The sequence below is a fragment of the Martinezella hainanensis genome, assembly GCF_900094555.1.
GTDB lineage: Bacteria > Pseudomonadota > Alphaproteobacteria > Rhizobiales > Rhizobiaceae > Rhizobium > Rhizobium hainanense.
This window is the reverse complement of sequence record NZ_FMAC01000001.1, coordinates 1,060,714-1,075,443: the sequence shown is the minus strand read 5'-3', so window position 1 is coordinate 1,075,443 and position 14,730 is coordinate 1,060,714. Positions and strand designations below refer to the sequence as shown.

The following is a 14,730-nucleotide window of genomic DNA, read 5'->3' as shown; positions in this document are numbered from 1 at the left end:
ATCGTTCACCATGTATGAAGGGGTCGATCATGTGTGGCATTTTTGCCATCGTGTCACCGCAATTGACAGCCATTTGGAACACGATGCGACATTGTCTGTCGGACGGGGATCGAATTGCCGAATTTGAGTGCAAATACCAAGCCTAATAGCTTGAGCTGGCATTCTGCGTGCTCTCACCTATTTAGCAAGGTGGCCAAGGTTGTAGCCGTTGGCCTCCTTGCTTTGGCCGTTTCTACCCCTGTTTTCGTTGGCACTCCCTCTCAGGCAGGCGGTGAAACCCGCAGCCTCAAGATCTACTACGTCCATACTGGCGAAAAGGCCGTCATTACCTATAAGCGCAACGGCAAGTTCGATCCGGACGGTCTGGAGAAGCTGAACCGCATCCTGCGCGACTGGCGCAAGAATCAGCCCACCAAGATGAATCCGCGCCTGTTCGACCTGATCTGGGAAGTCTACCGCGAAAGCGGTTCGCATGAATTCATCTACGTGATCTGCGGTTTCCGTTCGCCCGGCACCAACGAGATGCTGCGCACGCGTTCCGCCCATACTGGCGTTGCCAAGAAGAGCCAGCACATGCTCGGCAACGCGATGGATTTCTATATTCCTGATGTCAAGCTCACCAAGCTGCGCGAAATCGGCATGAAGCTGCAGGTGGGCGGCGTCGGCTACTATCCGACCTCCGGCTCGCCCTTCGTCCATATGGACGTCGGCGGCGTACGCGCTTGGCCGCGCATGGATCGCCAGGATCTCGTCCGTCTCTTCCCGGACGGCAAGACCATGCATATTCCTGCTGATGGCCGGCCGCTGCCGGGCTACCAGCAGGCGGTCGCCGATTACAAGCGCCGCATGTCGTCCGACGATATCCAGATCGCCAGCTCCTCTTCGCCGCGCCGAGGCTTCTTTGCCCGCCTGTTCGGGGGCGGTGGTGCGGATGAGGAAGAGGACAATGCAGATAGCGGAACGACCGCGGCGCCGGTGGCTGTCGCTTCGGCTGCGCGTAAAGGCCAGCCGGCTCCGGCTGCCAGTGATGATGGTGACGATAGCGCCGCTCCGGCTCCCGCCCAGGTTCAGGTCGCCAGCGTAAACGCGCCCGTTCCCCAGGTTCGCCCGGCATTTGGCAATCAGCCTGCCGGCAGCGATGTGGCTTCCGCTCTCGTCTCGCCGTCTCGTAACGCTGCTCAGGATGCGCTTGCCGCCGCCATGCCGGATACGGGCGATCAGCCGCAATATGCCGATCTTCGCTCCTATCATGTGCCCGTGCCGGCCTTGCTTGATCGGCGTTCGCCTGGGGATGCCGAAGTTGCATCGGCCGAGGCTGACATGAAAGGTCAGCTGGCCGCTGTTCCGGTGCCAGCGCAGCGTCCGGAAGTGGCCGAGAGCCTCCTCGCTGCCGCCGACGCGGATCAGGAAGCCGCTGACGACCAGGCTGACGCAGGCGTGCTTTCGCCCTCGGTCATTGCGGCTCTGGAGCAAAGCCGTCCTGATCGATCGGATGCCGACAATGCGGTTCCGGTGATGCAGCCGTCGAACAACGTCGCCTCCAAGGATCAACTGGCGCCCGCAAGCAACGGTAATGATGCCGCGCAGGCAATTGCTGCCGTCCTGCCGCAGCAGAGACCGGCTCAGCAAATGCCGATGCAGGTGGCTGCGCTCGCGCCGATCCGCAACGAGGTCAAGGCCAGCAGCCGTCGCTTCAACGACGGTTTCGAGCCGACAACGCCGCAGGAACGCCCGATTGCCGCCGGTATTGCGACCAAGGGCGGTCGGCCGAACAAACAGGATGCTGTCGAGGCTGATTCAGGCCGGGCAACGCTGACGACTGCGCCGACGCTGACGGAGAAGATGATCTCGCAATGGGCGATTGCAAAGGCCCGGGTCGAGATCGTGAACCGCCCGGTCAAGGCGCCGCGTTTCGTAAGCCCGACGCTCCGTGCCCAGCCGACCGCCGTTTACACGGATGGTTTCAAGGTGCAGACGGCATCGATCGATCCCGAGCGCTTCAGCGGAACTGCAGTGAACTTCCTTCAGGTGAAGAAGTTCAATTCGGTCGAATAGGCCAGGTATCAACGTCAGCAGCGTTTGAGGGAGCCCTTTTGGGCTCCTTTTTGATTCGGCAGGATGCTATCCGCTTGCCATTACAATCGGGCTTGTTGCGCGACCCGCGGGCTGCATGCAAATTTGAGCTGAAGCGCGGGTTTCAGGCACCGCTGTTGCTTGTAAGTGACATTGCGACGGCTTTCAGGTTCGTGTCAGGATTTATGCATCCTTCCCTGATCCGTCATTCAGTTTGGCTTCATTTGGCTCCGTTAGGTCGGCGATTTCAGACCTGATGGATATTCATATTTGACGCGTAAGACGGCAATCATCATTGGCAATGGCAAGCTGCAGCGCGACCTCTCGCAGGTCGTGGACAATGCAGAGTTTGCAATGCGTTTCAACGAGCCGAAAGCCTCGATCGGCATGAGCGGTTCACGCACCGATATTCTCATGCTAGCGGCTTCCAGCAAGCCGATGCAACGCCGATTGACGGACCCGACCTTCCTGACCAGTGCGACGTTCGTGGCGGCCAAGGAGGTCGTGCTTGCCTACCATCCCGACATCATCCGCAAATATCACCCCAAGCCCAATCTTCTCTCGCGTCTGAAAGGCAGAAGAAGCGATTGGACGATGCGGACGATCGAACTGGTCGGTGCTGCCGGCAAGGAAATCCGCATCATGCCGCCGCAGTTCTACATCGAGGGCTGTGAGGAGCTGGGCGTGACCCAATGTCGGATGCGCCAGCTCTTCCCGAGCACCGGCTTCTTCGGCATCCGATACATGCTGTCACGATTGCCTGCTGATGAATGGAACGTGAAGCTGTGCGGTTTCAGCTGGGAGGGATGGAAGCGCCATGCCTGGCTGGATGAACGCCGCTGGGTCGAAGACAAGATGGCGGCCGGCCGCATCAGCATGCTCGTCTAGCCTTCTTTCAGTTGTTCAGACCAGTTGAAAACAACCATTTTCAGTTTCGCCTCAGGTTTGCCTAAGCTCGCTTTCATTCAGGGTTGCTAGAGCCTCGCGAAATATGACCTCGAGGTATCCATTCATGCAAGCCCACGAATTCGACCCGTCTTCGGCGATGCCGCTCGAAAGATCTCATACGGGATTCGAGTTCGCTCCTGCGTCCAATCCGGTCGGTGTTGTTCGGGACGCACCGGGCCAACCTGTCATTCGTGGCTTCATCATCCATCTGGCTCGCGCCCGTGACCGCATGCCGCAGGTCGAAAGGCTTGCTGCGAAGCTTCCGGTGCAAAGCGAGATCATCGAGGCGATTGATGGCCGCACTCTGAGTGCCGGCGAGATCGACAGCGTCTACCGTCCTCGGCTGCAGAAGCCATATTACCCGTTTGCCATGAGCACGGGCGAAATCGCCTGCTTTCTGTCGCACCGCAAGGCTTGGGCTGCCATCGTCGAGCAGGGGATCGACGCAGGCCTTGTCTTCGAGGATGACGTCGAGATCGACGATGCGTTCCATGCGGCCTTTGCGGCGGCCAAGACCTGCCTCAAGCCGGGTTCGTTCATTCGCTTCCCGTTCCGCATGGGCAAGGAACACGGCCGATGCATTCTCTCCCAGGGGGAGGCTAATGTCATTCAGCCGACGCGGATCGGCCTCGGCATGGTGGCCCAGCTCGTCAGCCGCGATGCCGCCATCCGCCTGCTGGAGGCGACCTCAGTCTTCGACCGGCCCGTCGATACCACCGTGCAGATGAGCTGGTTTACGCGCGTATCGCCGCTCTCGGTCCTGCCAGGCGGTGTGCGTGAAATTTCCCCGCAGCTCGGCGGCAGCACGATCAAGAGCCGCAAGACATTGGCCGAGCGGCTCTCCAGAGAGGTGTTGCGGCCGCTCTATCGTGCCAAGATCGCGCTTCGCTCGCGCCGCATCATCTGAGACGATCCATCGTGGCTGTTCCGATCCTCGCATATCATCAGATTGCGGCGCCGCCGTCGCGCAAGGCGCCGTTCAGAAGTATGGTCGTCCACCCGGAAGCCTTCCGTCGTCAGATGGAATGGCTGAAAAAGCTTGGAATTCAGGGTGTCTCGCTGCGTGAGGCAATGCCTTACATCCGGGGCGAGAAGACCGGCAAAGTCGCTGCCATTACCTTCGATGACAGCTACGCCAATGTCTATGAAAACGCCTTGCCGGTGCTGCAGGAGTTCGGCTTCACCGCCACGAATTTCGTTGTGGCGAACCAGATTGGCGGCAGCAATATCTGGGATGCCCCCCTCGGCATGGCGCAGGCGTCTTGCATGTCGGTCGAACAGCTGAAGCATTGGCACAGTCTGGGGCATGAGGTGGGATCGCATACGCTCGATCATGTTCGCCTGCCGCAATTGCCCATGGAAGAGGCGCGCCGTCAGATTACGCATTCGCGCGAGCTGCTAGAAGATTTGCTCGACGAGGGCGTCTCGTCCTTCTGCTTTCCCTATGGCGACGAAACGCCGCTCGATCGTGTGCTTGCCTATGAAGCCGGTTACAGCGCCGCGACGACGACGCGCCGCGGTCGAGCGCGGCCGGGTGACGATCCTTTCGGCCTGCCGCGCGCGACCATACGGCGCAACGATAGCTGGCTGCATTTCGTCAAGAAGTGCGTCGTCGGATAGGCAGCGGTTGCCTCATCTGATCAGGGTGCGATTGTGAAGCTGTAGCTGCCGTTGGTCTTGTGGCCATCGGTTGAGAGCACATGCCATTTGACGGTGTATTTGCCGGGTGCGAGCATGTCGACCACGGGTACTGTCAGCGTTTTGTCGCCGTCCGTCAGAGCCGTCCCGCCAGTCTTGATCGTCTTCTTGTTCTCTCCGGTGACTGTCGCGCCGCTGAACTTCAGATTGAGGCTTTCGGTGAAGCTGAGATCGAGCACTGAAGGTGCCTGCTTGACGGTGCTATCGGCGGCAGGCGTGGAGGTTTTCAGGTGAGCGTGTGCAAGGGCCTGGCCTGCGAGAGCGATCGTCATCGTGACTGTGGCGAGAAGCAGCGTCTTCATCCGAGGCATTTTCGTCTCCGTTTCTGGCTTGTCGGCTGCAGCTATTGCTGCTTCTTCGGCGCGGGATCGGCAGTCGGATGACCAAGGCCGTCGTTGAGCGTGAAGGGACCGCCGACCTGATTCTGTGCCGTCGCTGCCGGCGGCATAAGGGTCCAGGTGAAATATGCGATCAGACCGCAGACGCCGAGCAGAAAGACGGTGAGGATCGCCGGAATGGCCCACTCCTTTGTGAACATCGGTGTTTCCGGACGCGATTTGAAAGAGGCACGACGTCCGGTCGCCGTCTTATTGAGCTCTGTCGGCATGGTCGCCTCCATTACTATGCGTCTCGGCTGAAAAATGAGTGTCGATGCCGGCTGTGTCGGCACGATGGGGGCCGAAGGCTGCACGATGGCATATCAATCGGATCATGATCGGTTTCCTTGGGAGAGGTCTGCGCCTCCTGGCAGAGGCTGCCCGCGAGGCTTTCATGGCAAGCTGCTTGCCTGCGTGGCGCGGAGGACGATCCGCCGTCGACACGAAGGCTTGCCGGCCAGGCGACTGCGGCATTGGTCGCAGCGCTGGCTCAGGCAAGTGTTTGGAATGCTGGCGGGGCGCGTGGTCCGCAATTAGGCGGATGGAGCTGGCGGCGGAATGCCGCGGTTTTGGATGGAACCGGACCCTCTCGCACAGACGCGAGATTGCCGCACATTTCGGCCGGCGGACGGGGCAGGAGCGCTACGGCTGAAATTCGGCAGGCTTCGCAGCCCGGCATATGGGCTTTGCCGTGCTGTTTGCCATCAGCGGTCTTCTCGGTCGTGCAGATGATGGGCAGGCTTCCATCCGGCAAGCGGTACTGCGAGAGCTCCAGGGGAGGCAGTTCGGCGGCGCTGGCAAGGGCTGGATGATGCGCGAAACCGACCGACATCAACGCGACGGCGCATAGAATGCGCATCAGTCCTTGCGTTGTCGCGAAGATCCGCTTCTGCACGATCTTTCCTCACTATCTGCCTGGATGAAGCACGTACGACATTCGCCGTTTCAGCTCAATGCGGCAATTTGGTATCCCCGTCGCTGCGCCCGTTTACAGGCTGCGCCGAGGTCGGCTACAGATGGTGGCAAGGGTTCGCGTCGGCGGATTGGCGAACCTCATATCACCAAGTCGCGCGGCTGGACTATTCTCTGGCATTTGCGCGAAAAGGAATTGGAATGCCCATCGAATCCTGGAGAGGCGGCGAGGTCGACGTTGCCGTGATTGGTGCCGGAGCGGCCGGTGTTGGTGCGGCACGGCAACTGCAATTGCTTCGGCCGGATCTCTCGATTGTCCTGCTCGAAGCGTCTGATCGTGTCGGCGGCCGCGCCCGCTCAGTCCATCCGTTCGGGGCCGCTGCCGCCGCGCTGGATCTCGGCTGCGGCTGGCTGCATGGCGCACGCACCAACGCCTGGACGAAGATTGCCGAGGAAGTGGGCCTGACCGTCGATCGCACACCCGCGCCTTGGAGCGACGGCGGCCATCGGCTGGAGCAGAACGATCCCGATGCAAAGGCTGCGGCTGTCGCCATCAACGACTTCTTCGAGCGGGTCTATAATTATGAGGGCGATGCAGACGCAGATCTCTCGACCATGTTGTCCCCTGATGATCCGTGGGGTGAAAGGATTTACGCCGTCGGCGCCTTCATGACCGGAGGAGAGCTCGACAAGTCCTCGGTGATCGATCTTGGCCGCTACGATCCCGGTCCCGGTCCTGATTGGCGCGTGCGGCAAGGCTACGGCAGTTTGGTTGCGACCTACGGCTTGCCGGTGCCGGCCGTTCTCGGAGCCGAGGTCAGTCGCATCGACCACAGCGGCGCCGACCGGGTAGTGCTTGCGACGAGCAAAGGCGAGCTGCGAGCGAGGGCCGTCGTCACCACGGTTTCGACCAATGTGCTCGCGGCCGAACGCATCGCCTTCTGGCCGCCTTTGCCGGAAAAGATCGAGGCGGCGTCTCGCTTGCCGCTCGGCCTGGCAAACAAGCTTTTCATACGTGTCGCCGAGCCTCGGATGTTTCCGGACGATACCCATGTGATGGGATCGCAGCATAGCCGCCGGACGGGAGCCTATCAGCTGAAGCCGTTCGGCATGCCAGTCATCGAGGCCTATTTCGCCGCCGATCTCGCGCTCGATCTGGAGCGGGAGGGCATCGATGCCATGTTTGATTTTTCGGTCGAGCAGTTGAAGCGTGTCTTCGGCGCGGATGTCGGCAGGAAACTGTCGCCGCTGGCTGCGTCGGCCTGGGCGGGGGAGCTCTTCTTCGGTGGCTCCTATTCCTATGCGACGCCGGGTGCTTCCGATCTCCGCGACGTTCTGTGCGCGCCCCGTGACGGGCGCTTGTTCTTCGCTGGAGAGGCCTGCTCGAAGGCGCGTTATTCTACCGCACACGGGGCCTATGAAACCGGCGCTGCCGCCGCCGAGGCCATTGCGAAATCGCTCTGATGGAAGCCCGATGAGACCGATAGCCAGCTTGCAAGCGAGAAATAGCGATTCGCCTCATAATTTTATGCAAATCGCTCTTAAACTTGCGTGAGAACAGGCGTAAACGCAATCAAATACCACCCGATTTGATTTACACCATCCTTCGGGAGATGGGCGGCGAAAGCCGCGACAAAAGAAGCATTGGAGGAGCCATGAGCAACAGCGAAACATTAACCTTCGACATCCAGAAAAACCCCAATCCCGCGACGGCAAGCGAGCGGGAAGCGCTGCTGCAGAACCCGGGCTTCGGCCGCATCTTCACCGACCACATGGTGACGATCCGCTATTCGCAGGATCGCGGTTGGCACAGTCCCAAGATCGAGCCGCGCAAGGCGCTTGCTCTCGATCCGGCGACCGTCGTGCTTCACTATGCCCAGGAAATTTTCGAGGGTATGAAGGCCTATCACCTGCCCGACGGCGGGGCGGCACTCTTCCGTCCGAGCGCCAACGCGCGCCGTTTCCACAATTCGGCCGAACGGCTGGCGATGCCAACCCTGCCTGAGAACATGTTCGTCGAGTCGGTTCGCGAGCTGGTCAAGATCGATCGTGAATGGATTCCGACCGCTGAGGGCTCATCGCTCTATCTGCGACCATTCATGATCGGCACCGAAGTCGCGCTCGGCACGAGGCCTGCGACCGATTACGTCTTCTGTGTCATCGCCTCTCCTGTTGCCTCTTTCTTCAAGGGTGGCGGGTCGGCCGTTACGCTTTGGCTTTCCGAGAATTACACGCGCGCAGCTCCCGGCGGCACCGGTGCTGCCAAGTGCGGCGGCAATTATGCCGCAAGCCTGTCCGCGCTTGCCGAAGGCCAGCGTGAGGGCTGCGATCAGGTCGTCTTCCTCGATGCCGTCGAAAAGCGCTGGATCGAAGAGCTTGGCGGCATGAACATCTTCTTCGTCTTCAAGGATGGCTCGCTCCAGACGCCGCCGCTGACGGGCACGATCCTGCCGGGCATCACACGCGACTCCCTCATCAAGCTCGGACGCGACATGGGGCTGACCGTTCGCGAAGAGCCCTATTCGATCGAGCAGTGGCAGGCCGATGCCGAGAGCGGACGCCTGAGCGAAGCCTTTGCTTGCGGCACGGCAGCTGTCGTGACGCCGATCGGCAAGCTGAAGGGCCACAAGCACGGTTTCACCATCGGTGATGGTGAAGCTGGTCCTACGACCCTGCGCTTGAAGGCGGCGCTGACGGACATCCAGTTCGGCCGCGCGCCGGACAAGAATGAGTGGCTGGACCGCCTGTTCTAAGCGGACCATGAACCGATACCCGGCGGGAAAGGCATGTGAGCGCTCCCGCCGGCTCTGACACGAGAGATCGCATCGTCACCCGAAATATCGGAGTTGTTATGATGACCAACGTCAGCGAACGTCCCGGCGCCGCGCCGGGCGAGGGAATCGGCTTTGTCGGTCTCGGCGTCATGGGCCAGCCGATGGCCCTCAATCTGGCGAAGGCCGGCACGAAGCTCGTGGTCTGGAACCGCTCGCCCGCCGCCGGCGACCCGCTGCGCGAGGCCGGCGCGACTGTTGCCGCAGGCGTCGAGGAGGTGTTCGAACGCACCCGCATCGTCATCCTCATGCTCGTCAACGAAATGGTACTGGACGAGGTGCTGCGGCGCGGGACGCCGGATTTCGCCAAGCTGGTCTCCGGGCATCTCGTGGTGTCGATGGGCTCCAATCCGCCCGACTATTCGCGCGGGCTGGCCGCCGATATTCTCGCCGCCGGCGGGCGCTATGTCGAGGCTCCGGTTTCAGGCTCGCGGAAGCCCGCCGAGATGGGGCAGCTCGTCGCATTGCTCGGCGGCGATCAGGAGACGGTCGCAGAAGTGCGGCCACTGCTTGCGCCCATGTGCCGCGAAACGATCCTGTGCGGGCCGGTCGGCAATGCGCTCCTGATGAAGCTGACCGTCAATCTCTATCTCTGCACGATGCTGGCAGGGCTCACCGAAGCGGCGCATTTTGCCGAGAGCAATGGGCTCGATCTCAAGACCTTCCAGGCCGCCATCGATTCCGGTCCGATGGCCAGCGATCTGACGCGCGTGAAAATTCCGAAGCTTATCTCGCGAGATTTTTCAGTTCAGGCGGCAACGGCTGACGCGTTCAACAGTACGAAACTGATTGCCGAGGCAGCCCGCGCCGCCGGCATGGCGTCGCCGGTTCTCGATCTTTGCCGGACCCTTTATGGCGAGAGCGTCGAGCTCGGCAATGGTCGGCTCGACATGGTGTCGGTGGTTGCCGCCATCGAGGCCCGTACCGCAGCACTCAGGCGGAGCTGACTAAAGTATAAATTTCCCCGAGCTTATACTTGGGAAGCCGCTGCGCGGCGCCTATGTTGCATGGAGACCTGAACAGACATTTCTGAAAGGAAGCCGGACATGTCTGCCCTTACGGACAGCAATCTTTTTCAACAGCTCGGTTTGAAGCATCCATTGATCGTCGCACCGATGGCCGGTGGCCCTTCGTCGGCGGAACTCGCGGCGGCCGCTTCGGCTGCGGGCGCTCTTGGCGCCATGGGCGGTGCCTATTCCAACGCCGCGGCCATCGAAACCTTTGCAACCCAGGTGCGGCAGCGAACCGACAAACCGTTTTCTATCAACCTCTTCATTCCGCATTCGATACCGGAGGTCGCAGCCGATCGGGTCGAGCGCGCGGTGGAGGCGACCGCGCGATACCGCCAGGAGCTGGAGCTGCCGTCGCCGCAGCTTGCTCTTCCCTATGAGGAGGATTTCGACGCGCAGTTCGAAGCGGTTTTGCGCCTCAAGCCGGCTTGTTTCAGCTTCGTCTTCGGATTGCTGCCTGCCGATCATGTCCGCGAGGCGAAAAGGGCCGGTATCCCGTTGATCGGCACGGCGACGACGCTCGAGGAGGCGAGGGCGCTGGAAGAAAGCGGCGTGGATGCGATCACCTTGCAAGGCTACGAGGCTGGCGGCCATCGCGGCATTTTTGATGCGAAGGCGGAAGATCCGGAAATCGATCTCCGCGATCTGCTAGCGCAATGCGTCGGCACCATCCGCGTGCCGCTGATCGCAGCCGGCGGCATCATGACCTCAGGCGACATCCGGGCGGCGCTACAGGCGGGCGCGCAGGCCGTGCAGATGGGAACGGCCTTCCTTGCCTGCACGGAAGCCGGGACATCGGCACCTTATCGCAAGAAGCTTCTCGAAATGCCGGAGCGCCGCACGCGGACGACGCGTGCCTTTTCGGGCCGTTTCGCACGCGGCATCGAGAACCGTTTCATGGATGAGATGGATGGGAAGCCCGAGGCCATTCTTCCGTTTCCGGCGCAGAACAAGTTCACGCGGGACATACGCGGCGCATCGACGGCGAAAGGATCGCCGGATTTCCTGTCTCTCTGGTCGGGAGCCGGCAAGGGTGAGCTCTGGCAGGGCAGTGCTGCTGGCCTGATCGGTCGCCTTTTCGCAGAGTAATGCGCTCAAAAGAAAGGAGCCGGCAAGCCGGCTCCTGATCATCTCGCAAGGCTAAGAGGCCTCGATTATTCCATGCCGAGTGCAGCCATGTAGGTCTGCAGGATGGATTCTTCTTCCAGGCGTTCGTTCGCATCCTTCTTGCGAAGGCGGATGATGGTGCGGATCGCCTTGGTGTCGTAGCCGCGGCCCTTGGCTTCGCCCATGACGTCCTTGATGTCGCTTCCAATCGCGGCCTTTTCTTCTTCGAGGCGCTCGATGCGCTCGATGAATTGACGCAGTTCGGCCGCGGCCACGTTCTCGACGCTGTTCTCTTCCATGCACTTCTCCTAAAGGGTCTCAAGGGGTCGCTTGCGGCCGGTCGCGGATGAGATCGGTGGATCACCGATACGGCACATCGCTTCAGGGCTTGCGCGGTATTTCGAATTCGATCGGGCAGATGACGTGCCGCGAATGGCGCGCAAGGTCAAGCCGGATTGGTGAAGGGAGCGTTAATCTTTCGGCTTGTTCTGCTCGAAAGCGGCTTTTTGCACAGGCGAGGCTTCCTTCTGGTGCAGGTTTTTCCAATCCTCGTAGGGCATGCCGTAGATCATTTCGCGCGACTCGTCCTTGCTGACGGGCAGGCCCTTCTCTTCGGCTGCTTCGCGATACCAGTTGGAGAGGCAGTTGCGGCAGAAGCCAGCCAGGTTCATCAGGTCAATGTTCTGAACGTCGCTGCGGTCGCGCAAATGTGCGACGAGGCGGCGGAAGGCAGCGGCCTCAAGCTCGGTCTCTTGTTCCTTGGTGAGTGTTGTCATCTCTTTCTCCTCAATTCGCTTCCGGCTCACGCCTCATAAGGGCCGGTGCGCGAAGGATATCGCTTATATTCATGGAGCGCCGGATCGGTATTGATCTCGGCGAAGATCGGTGTCAGCCGGTCGGCCCATTCGGCAACCCCGGCCTTGTCGCCTATCAGATCCTGACGAACCTCCAGCAATGCGTGCGGAATGCCCTTCATCATGCAATGGCGAAACATCGTGTCGTTGCGCAAGGCGCCGTCATAGGGCTCGTTGTCGCCTACTACGAGATTGGTATCGGCGCCGAGCTTTGCAAGAAGCGGCACGACGGCACGGTCGTCGCTGTCCCAGAGCACGCTCGCATGCCAGGGACGCGGCACACCCTTCCACGCCGGCGTGAAGGAGTGCATCGAGAAGATCAGAGGTGCTTTGCCCGTCGCCTCAGCTACCGCGGAAATCGTCTCGTCGACCGCCTTGTGATAGGGCCTGTGGAAAGCCTCGATGCGGTGGTTCCATTCTTCATCCGTGATCGGGTGATTGCCTGGGATAATCGCGCCGTCCGAGATCTTCATAATGAGCGTCGGGTCGTCCTCGCCGCGGTTCGGATCGATCAGCAGGCGGGAAAAGCCGCCGAGCACGCCCGGCACGCCCAGCCGTTCGCAGAGAGAGCGGCAGAGGCTTTCGATGCCGATGTCATAGGCGATATGGCGGGAAAACGCGGCCTCCGGCAGACCTAAGCTGCCATAAGATGCGGGCAGATGCCGCATGGCGTGGTCGCCGAGAATGACCATGCCTTTGTCACGATTACCGGGTATGAATTCAAATGGTCTGAAATCGGTCATACGGATTGTCGGTTATTAAAATTTTCAACTCTTTGTTTGATTGCATGTGCGGATGGAAGGTGCAAGGTTCGCAACTTCGATCGGATGAAGAGCGGCACATGGTGCCGTCACCGTCCCGTGAAGAAAATATAATCGATTAGAGTTGCGTTGACATTCATAGGATGGCGGCGCAAGAAGCAACAACAACGAATAACCGGGAGCCAATTGGAAGCCGTGTCCAGCCAAGTCGCGCCACGTTTCGTTAAGCGGTCAGGCCCGCTCGCCCGAATCGCCTTCCTCATTCTCGCTGCAGCAGCGCCGTTCTTTTTCATGCCGAATGCGGCCCATGCCGATTTCCGAACGTGCAACGGTACGCAGAACCTCGTTGGCGTGGCGATCGGCTATCGCGCAAAGGACGGCTGGGTGACGGAGGGATGGTGGCAGATTCCGGCCAATACCTGTGCGACCTTGATCGAGGGGCCGCTACAATCCCGCTATTATTACCTCTACGCAGAAGATGCGGCCCGCGGCGGCCGCTGGACGGGCGACGTCGAAATGTGCGTGGCGGAAAATGAATTCAAAATCCCAGGTGTCAAGGACTGCTACGCGCGTGGCTACCAGAAGATGGGATTCAAGGAATACGACACCGGGCGCCAGGCGAGCTGGATGGTTCAGCTTTCCGAGCCCTCGGGCAGCCAAGAAAGCCAGAATTGATGAGACGAAACAGAAAAGTCAAAATCCTCGCAACGCTCGGTCCGGCCTCCTCCTCGGAGGAAATGATCCAGAAGCTTCATGAGGCCGGGGCGGACCTGTTCCGCATCAACATGAGCCATGCCAGCCATGACGTGATGCGCACGCTGATCCAGCGTATTCGCGCCGTTGAAGCTCGCTGTGGCCGTCCGATCGGTATTCTCGCCGACTTGCAGGGTCCCAAGCTGCGCGTCGGCAAGTTTGCCGAAACCAAGGTCGACTTGAAGCCTGGCCAGACTTTCACGCTCGACAATCAGGATATTCCCGGCGACAACACGCGCGTCTACCTGCCGCATCCGGAGATCCTGGAATCGGTTCAGCCCGGCCATCGTCTGCTGATCGATGACGGCAAGCTGGCGCTGCGTGCCGAAAAGTGCGACGGCAAGAGCATCGTCACAACAGTCATTTCCGGCACGAAGATTTCCGACCGCAAGGGTGTGAGCCTGCCCGACACACTGCTCGGCGTCGGCGCGTTGACCGACAAGGACCGCACCGACCTCGATGCCGTTCTCGCCACCAATGAAGTCGACTGGGTGGCGCTTTCCTTCATCCAGCGCCCGGAAGATCTGACGGAAGTCCGCAAGATCTCGCATGGCCGCGTCGGCCTGATGTCGAAGATCGAAAAGCCGCAGGCTGTCGAGCGCATCGAAGAAATCATCGAGCTCTCGGACGCGCTGATGGTGGCTCGTGGCGACCTCGGCGTGGAAATGCCGCTGGAAGCCGTTCCCGGCATCCAGAAGCAGCTGATCCGTGCCTGCCGCCGTTCCGGCAAGCCGGTGGTCGTCGCCACGCAGATGCTGGAATCGATGATCTCCGCACCGGTCCCGACCCGCGCCGAAGTCTCCGACGTCGCAACCGCCGTCTTTGAAGGCGCCGATGCCGTCATGCTCTCGGCAGAATCCGCGTCGGGTGATTATCCGGTCGAAGCCGTTTCCATGATGGCCTCGATTGCCGGCACGATCGAGCGCGAGCCGCACTATCCGGGCATCATCTATGCCCAGCGCGCTCTTCCGGAAGCGACCGGCGCCGATGCGATTTCGCTCGCCGCCCGCCAGATCGCCGAGACGCTGAAGCTTGCCGCCATCGTCTGCTACACCTCTTCCGGCACGACCGGTCTGCGCGCCTCGCGCGAGCGTCCGCAGGTTCCGATCCTGGCGCTGTCGCCGATCATTCAGACGGCGCGCCGTCTGTCCGTCGTCTGGGGCATGCACTGTGTCGTTACCCACGATGCGACCGACCTCGACGACATGGTCAATAATGCCTGCCGCATCGTTGCGGAGGAAGGCTTCGGCAAGCCGGGCGACCGCATCATCATTTCGGCAGGCGTTCCGCTTGGTACGCCAGGCGCTACCAACATGCTGCGCATTGCCTATATCGGTTCGGACGGCCAGTCCGGCGTGTGATTGCCGACATCTGACTGCGGCAGCACACTGAAATATTCGAAACCC

The 14,730-nt window shown here is 60.8% G+C and carries 16 protein-coding genes; 10 read left to right on the top strand and 6 right to left on the bottom strand.

All coding sequences use genetic code 11. The annotated features are described in order from the left end of the window. Positions 1-114: 114 nt before the first annotated feature. The 4 genes from GA0061100_RS05260 (at position 115) to GA0061100_RS05245 (ending at position 4,641) form a co-directional block, all read left to right on the top strand. Complete coding sequence (locus tag GA0061100_RS05260) at positions 115-2,055, top strand: peptidoglycan L,D-endopeptidase MepK (RefSeq protein WP_075851611.1); 1,941 nt, start codon at positions 115-117, stop codon at positions 2,053-2,055. Positions 2,056-2,343: 288 nt separating this feature from the next. Continuing rightward, positions 2,344-2,961 (top strand): glycosyltransferase family 29 protein, encoded by a 618-nt coding sequence (locus GA0061100_RS05255; RefSeq protein WP_075851610.1) that lies wholly within the window; start codon positions 2,344-2,346, stop codon positions 2,959-2,961. A gap of 124 nt (positions 2,962-3,085) precedes the next feature. Beyond that, positions 3,086-3,928, top strand: a complete 843-nt coding sequence (locus tag GA0061100_RS05250) for a glycosyltransferase family 25 protein (protein ID WP_075851609.1) — start codon at positions 3,086-3,088, stop codon at positions 3,926-3,928. Positions 3,929-3,939: 11 nt separating this feature from the next. Further along, positions 3,940-4,641, top strand: coding sequence for a polysaccharide deacetylase family protein (locus GA0061100_RS05245; RefSeq protein WP_075851608.1), 702 nt, complete (start codon positions 3,940-3,942; stop codon positions 4,639-4,641). Positions 4,642-4,661: 20 nt separating this feature from the next. Here GA0061100_RS05245 and copC read toward each other — a convergent pair whose 3' ends face one another. From copC to GA0061100_RS05230, 3 genes are all read right to left on the bottom strand, one after another. Continuing rightward, positions 4,662-5,030, bottom strand: coding sequence for a copper homeostasis periplasmic binding protein CopC (copC, locus tag GA0061100_RS05240; protein ID WP_075851607.1), 369 nt, complete (start codon positions 5,028-5,030; stop codon positions 4,662-4,664). Positions 5,031-5,062: 32 nt separating this feature from the next. Continuing rightward, positions 5,063-5,257, bottom strand: a complete 195-nt coding sequence (locus GA0061100_RS05235) for a hypothetical protein (RefSeq protein ID WP_143525382.1) — start codon at positions 5,255-5,257, stop codon at positions 5,063-5,065. A gap of 329 nt (positions 5,258-5,586) precedes the next feature. Beyond that, on the bottom strand, positions 5,587-5,991 hold the full coding sequence (locus GA0061100_RS05230) for a hypothetical protein (RefSeq protein ID WP_342194902.1): 405 nt from the start codon (positions 5,989-5,991) through the stop codon (positions 5,587-5,589). Positions 5,992-6,209: 218 nt separating this feature from the next. On the opposite strand from GA0061100_RS05230, the gene GA0061100_RS05225 reads away from it, so the two are divergent. The 4 genes from GA0061100_RS05225 (at position 6,210) to GA0061100_RS05210 (ending at position 10,938) form a co-directional block, all read left to right on the top strand. After that, positions 6,210-7,472, top strand: a complete 1,263-nt coding sequence (locus GA0061100_RS05225) for a flavin monoamine oxidase family protein (RefSeq protein ID WP_075851605.1) — start codon at positions 6,210-6,212, stop codon at positions 7,470-7,472. 191 nt (positions 7,473-7,663) lie between these two features. Next, positions 7,664-8,761, top strand: a complete 1,098-nt coding sequence (locus tag GA0061100_RS05220; protein ID WP_075851604.1) for a branched-chain amino acid aminotransferase — start codon at positions 7,664-7,666, stop codon at positions 8,759-8,761. A 98-nt stretch (positions 8,762-8,859) separates the two neighbouring features. After that, entirely contained in the window at positions 8,860-9,786 is a 927-nt protein-coding gene (locus GA0061100_RS05215) for an NAD(P)-dependent oxidoreductase (protein ID WP_075851603.1), read from the top strand. Positions 9,787-9,885: 99 nt separating this feature from the next. Then, positions 9,886-10,938, top strand: coding sequence for an NAD(P)H-dependent flavin oxidoreductase (locus GA0061100_RS05210; protein WP_075851602.1), 1,053 nt, complete (start codon positions 9,886-9,888; stop codon positions 10,936-10,938). 65 nt (positions 10,939-11,003) lie between these two features. Here GA0061100_RS05210 and GA0061100_RS05205 read toward each other — a convergent pair whose 3' ends face one another. The 3 genes from GA0061100_RS05205 to GA0061100_RS05195 all read right to left on the bottom strand — a co-directional run bounded on the left by GA0061100_RS05205 (position 11,004) and on the right by GA0061100_RS05195 (position 12,553). Then, positions 11,004-11,255, bottom strand: coding sequence for a DUF2312 domain-containing protein (locus tag GA0061100_RS05205; RefSeq protein WP_015341059.1), 252 nt, complete (start codon positions 11,253-11,255; stop codon positions 11,004-11,006). Positions 11,256-11,426: 171 nt separating this feature from the next. Then, a complete protein-coding gene (locus tag GA0061100_RS05200) occupies positions 11,427-11,732 on the bottom strand; it encodes a DUF1244 domain-containing protein (protein WP_075851601.1) in 306 nt (101 codons plus the stop codon). Between the two features lie 26 nt (positions 11,733-11,758). Continuing rightward, positions 11,759-12,553 (bottom strand): N-formylglutamate amidohydrolase, encoded by a 795-nt coding sequence (locus GA0061100_RS05195; RefSeq protein WP_075851600.1) that lies wholly within the window; start codon positions 12,551-12,553, stop codon positions 11,759-11,761. A gap of 204 nt (positions 12,554-12,757) precedes the next feature. On the opposite strand from GA0061100_RS05195, the gene GA0061100_RS05190 reads away from it, so the two are divergent. Together GA0061100_RS05190 and pyk are read left to right on the top strand one after the other, a co-directional pair. After that, entirely contained in the window at positions 12,758-13,246 is a 489-nt protein-coding gene (locus GA0061100_RS05190) for a DUF1036 domain-containing protein (RefSeq protein ID WP_069613236.1), read from the top strand. Next, the gene (gene pyk / locus GA0061100_RS05185; protein WP_075851599.1) at positions 13,246-14,685 is read left to right on the top strand and encodes a pyruvate kinase; all 1,440 of its coding nucleotides are present in this window, start codon (positions 13,246-13,248) and stop codon (positions 14,683-14,685) included. Before GA0061100_RS05190 ends, pyk begins: the two co-directional genes overlap by 1 nt. The last annotated feature ends 45 nt before the right edge of the window (positions 14,686-14,730 follow it).

Bases quoted from the DNA above. Each gene is read 5' to 3' on its own strand.
- GA0061100_RS05250 (WP_075851609.1), top strand. From the start codon at position 3,086: ATGCAAGCCCACGAATTCGACCCGTCTTCGGCGATGCCGCTCGAAAGA.
- copC (WP_075851607.1), bottom strand. From the start codon at position 5,030: ATGCCTCGGATGAAGACGCTGCTTCTCGCCACAGTCACGATGACGATC.
- GA0061100_RS05235 (WP_143525382.1), bottom strand. From the start codon at position 5,257: ATGTTCACAAAGGAGTGGGCCATTCCGGCGATCCTCACCGTCTTTCTG.
- GA0061100_RS05225 (WP_075851605.1), top strand. From the start codon at position 6,210: ATGCCCATCGAATCCTGGAGAGGCGGCGAGGTCGACGTTGCCGTGATT.
- GA0061100_RS05220 (WP_075851604.1), top strand. From the start codon at position 7,664: ATGAGCAACAGCGAAACATTAACCTTCGACATCCAGAAAAACCCCAAT.
- GA0061100_RS05215 (WP_075851603.1), top strand. From the start codon at position 8,860: ATGATGACCAACGTCAGCGAACGTCCCGGCGCCGCGCCGGGCGAGGGA.
- GA0061100_RS05210 (WP_075851602.1), top strand. From the start codon at position 9,886: ATGTCTGCCCTTACGGACAGCAATCTTTTTCAACAGCTCGGTTTGAAG.
- GA0061100_RS05205 (WP_015341059.1), bottom strand. From the start codon at position 11,255: ATGGAAGAGAACAGCGTCGAGAACGTGGCCGCGGCCGAACTGCGTCAA.
- GA0061100_RS05200 (WP_075851601.1), bottom strand. From the start codon at position 11,732: ATGACAACACTCACCAAGGAACAAGAGACCGAGCTTGAGGCCGCTGCC.
- GA0061100_RS05195 (WP_075851600.1), bottom strand. From the start codon at position 12,553: ATGACCGATTTCAGACCATTTGAATTCATACCCGGTAATCGTGACAAA.
- pyk (WP_075851599.1), top strand. From the start codon at position 13,246: ATGAGACGAAACAGAAAAGTCAAAATCCTCGCAACGCTCGGTCCGGCC.